Source organism: Paraburkholderia humisilvae (assembly GCF_902859855.1).
In the GTDB taxonomy this organism is placed as follows: Bacteria; Pseudomonadota; Gammaproteobacteria; order Burkholderiales; family Burkholderiaceae; genus Paraburkholderia; species Paraburkholderia humisilvae.
On record NZ_CADIKH010000212.1, the window covers coordinates 1 to 3,425 of the forward strand.

Consider the following 3,425-nt stretch of genomic DNA (forward strand, 5'->3'; position numbering starts at 1 on the left):
GAGTGCCGCTGTGACCGATCTGGAAGCCGCTTGGGTCGTGCGATCGCGGTGTGCCCGCGAAGCGCCTCGCCAGCGACGGGCCTCACGAACGGGCAATGAAGACACGAAGTTATTCGGGCGTCCGCGTGGATATTGGGCTCCACCAACCGGGGAGACATCGTGTGAGTGCCTGGTCCCATTCGGGTTCATGGCGCTGCTTTCACGCGCGTATCTCGCCAGACTTTCGCGCAACGACTATCGACGTGGCGTGACTGTTGGCCGACCGGGTGGCTTTCCACCGTGCCACTTCCCTGAAAGGCGATCCCCGGGGCTGCTATCGGAGAAAAAAAGCGTGCAAACAAGTGGTACGGAATGCAAATAATCGGCCGGTCGCCCGGTGACCGGAAATGCAGCGTTGAAATGGGCAAGGATGTGTCAGGCATCTCAACTGTAGACCTTGGCCGCCTCTTCTTTGGGCGGTACCGTCGGACTCAATGAAGACTGTGAAGTCTTGCTGTGCAAGGGCATGAGTTAAGCGAAATAAAAAGTGCCACCGGCGAGGCGGTTTACCGCCACATGATCCGGCAGGAGGCGGGCCATGAAGAGCCGTTTGCCTGTCATCAAAGAATGTCCGGTCCGGAGCGTTGAGCCGCCGTTTCCGCCGCGACAACGTGTTCGCACATTTTCGTTTGCGTGACCGGGCCAGTAAAATCGAAGCTCTATAATCCGTTCGGTAAGATCAACCAACTCTCCTGACCGGTACGCATGATGACCACCCTGTCGATCCAGATGACCTCGCCCATCCCGTGCGACGATGCTGCAGTCTGTTTCTCTGCGTACGCCGCTGGCTGGGGCTATCGTGCTTTCCGTCTACCGTATGAAGTAGTTTGCGAACGACTCGGCGCAGGCGATACAAGCGAACAGCAGATCCGCCTGGCTTTCCAGTCAGGCAAACAGCGAATCCTGGACGCGGTCGAAGGGTATGGCATGTCCTCGTATTCGGGCGAGCGTATTTCGCTGTCTCCTGAAGCGTTGTGAACTCGGCACCGGGGCATGAGCGGTGACTCTGCGCATTGATCGGATGACCCGCACGCGACAGCGAAATCGGTCAATTTTGTGGCCGGCAGCGGTCCGCAGCATGCAAAAGAGTGCCGCATGCCTTGCGAAAATGGCTGCCGGATATCCGGTGCAAACGAAGATGGCTCGCATCTTCATTTTAGGATTCCTCCACAAACTATCGTGGTCCGCACGGTACCGCTTGTCTGTGTTCATTTTTTGACGCGCGCCGATCAGGTCCAGCCGGCGATTCGAACGCCGACCAGTATGACCAGAACGACCCGCAAGGCCTGCCAACTCGCATCGCTCGTGACCCGTCAGGCTCGACTTTCTTTGTTTTGAACAGCAAGCGCCGTTGAAACAGGGCCGCAAGGTTGGTCCCATGAGCGTAAGTCTCGACGGCCGTGCCGGCCTACCCGAGGCTGACGTTCAACCCGTGAGCCTGTCCGGGAGGCCTATAGGGACGAGTTTCAGCAAGCCCGAGAACAACCGGTCAAAATGCAGATGGCTATTCGCATGATGAGCCTTCCCCCGGTTCTGCAGGTGCCGATACCGGCCGGGATAGAAACGAGCTTGGAGACGCATCAGAAATAGTTGAAGTCAGGTATCTGGAGCAGACGTAAATCTTATGTCTGGCCAGAACCTTGTTGCGCTCCGCGTCGCGGTGCGCTCTCGCGACTACTCTACGCGCGATGGACAGATTAACCATGAGCCACCTCACTCATTTACGGACCTTCCTCGACGCCTATCGACTGAAGTCATTCTCCAGGGCGGCAACTCATCTTGGCATCACACAGCCGGCCGCCTCGCTACACGTCCAGGCGCTCGAAGCGCTCATCGGAAAGCCGCTTTTCGCTCGCTGCGCGCGTGGAGTTGTCGCCACGGAGGCGGCCGACGAACTCGCGCGCTCTGTCGGACCCTTGCTGGATGGTCTGGAAACCAAACTGGCGTCCTACAAAACCGGGAGCGCATTGGGTGGCGCAATACACATCGCTGGCCCAGCGGATTTCATTGGTTCATGCGTTGCAAGCGGGCTAACACGTTTACTCAACGAGGGCTTCCTGATTCGCTTCCACACCGGCAACAAGGACCGCATCTACAGCCTTCTGAACGCCTCCACAGTCGACCTCGCCATCATCGCATCGCCCCCGGACGAGCATTCGCACGGTTTCGCCAGGTTGCTCACGGAACGATTTCTCCTGGTACTTTCCCCGGAGATGGCTGCCCGGATCGGAGAGCAACCGTCTGCTGAGATTCTCGCGAACCAACCGCTAATTGCTTACGACGAAGACCTACCGTTGATTCGCGTCGTCTGGACATCAATGTTTCATATTGCCCCGACACTTCAAGCCGCCTTCACCGTTCCCGACTTGCGAATCGTTGAGAAACTTGTGATCGCAGGCCATGGCTGGACGGTCCTGCCGGATTACCTGTGCGCCAATGCACTTGCTTCGGGTACGCTCGTGGCAATTTCGCCTCGACACACCGCCCCTACCAACGACCTCTTCCTGGCCTGGAACAAGATGGCGATGCGTAATCCACGCATCGCCTATGTCCGCGACTTCATCGTTGGTTTGTTCGAGACCGAGACCGCGACAGAAGCTTGACCTTTTCCCTACACAACGTCGTCCACGTTGGTCCGCGTCTAACGGATGACTTTCCTGTGAAGATTACGGGATGTAACGCTGCTGTCTGAGGTCCGCCAACATCTCGAGAAACATCTCCTCGCTATCAATACAGTCGTGGAATCCGTGCTTACGTGCCTTGATGGTGCTCGTGATGTTGTCGAACGCTGACTTGAAAATCATGTCCCCAAACTTCCATGACACGATATCTTCGTAGGCGTAGGGTCGAAGACCGTGCTGCTTTACCAGCTGATTCCACACGCCGCCCTTGTCCGCCATCATCTGTTGCAGTGACATCGGAAATGGCTCACCTGCTGAAACATCAAAGAATTCGGCCAAACGAGGCCAAACGCGAGACCACCTGAAGTAGTCGCCGTTGGTGATGTTGTAGACCTCGCCCTGGCATTCCGTCGTCTCACCAGCCCAATCGACAGCTCGGGCGAGAACTCGGGCGTCGGTCACCTGATACAGCGCATCGTAAGCAGCGCGAGGCCCAGGGAACGACATGGGGACACCGAGGGCTTTAGCGAGCGTCCCGTAGATGGCAATCACCATCAAAAGGTTCATCGGGTTGCCGACCGCCACGCCCGCAACTGCCTCCGGGCGAAAAGCGGTCCAGGACCAGGCATTCCCCTCCGAGCGCTCGCGAAGAAAGTCATCGTGCGACCTGAAAGTCGCCTGAATTTCTGTCTCACAGGGGAAGTCATGACCTGATGAAACCGGTTGTTCCATCAACCGTTCCCTACCCGGACATGCGGAGCCGGT

3 protein-coding genes are annotated in these 3,425 nt (G+C 57.6%); 2 read left to right on the forward strand and 1 reads right to left on the reverse strand.

Translation table 11 applies throughout. The features are described 5' to 3' along the window. The first annotated feature begins 744 nt into the window (after positions 1 to 744). Positions 745 to 1,017 carry a hypothetical protein gene (locus tag HV796_RS40905; RefSeq protein WP_246356359.1) on the forward strand — a complete coding sequence of 91 codons (273 nt, stop codon included), beginning with the start codon at positions 745 to 747 and terminating at the stop codon, positions 1,015 to 1,017. A gap of 725 nt (positions 1,018 to 1,742) precedes the next feature. Continuing rightward, positions 1,743 to 2,642: a LysR family transcriptional regulator gene (locus HV796_RS40910; protein ID WP_175233372.1), complete on the forward strand. Its 900-nt coding sequence runs from the start codon at positions 1,743 to 1,745 to the stop codon at positions 2,640 to 2,642. A 63-nt stretch (positions 2,643 to 2,705) separates the two neighbouring features. Here the strand turns inward: HV796_RS40910 and HV796_RS40915 are convergent. Continuing rightward, positions 2,706 to 3,425: Rossmann-fold NAD(P)-binding domain-containing protein (locus tag HV796_RS40915; RefSeq protein WP_484555925.1), on the reverse strand; the 720-nt coding region annotated here is incomplete at its 5' end.

Bases quoted from the DNA above. Each gene is read 5' to 3' on its own strand.
- HV796_RS40905 (WP_246356359.1), top strand. From the start codon at position 745: ATGATGACCACCCTGTCGATCCAGATGACCTCGCCCATCCCGTGCGAC.
- HV796_RS40910 (WP_175233372.1), top strand. From the start codon at position 1,743: ATGAGCCACCTCACTCATTTACGGACCTTCCTCGACGCCTATCGACTG.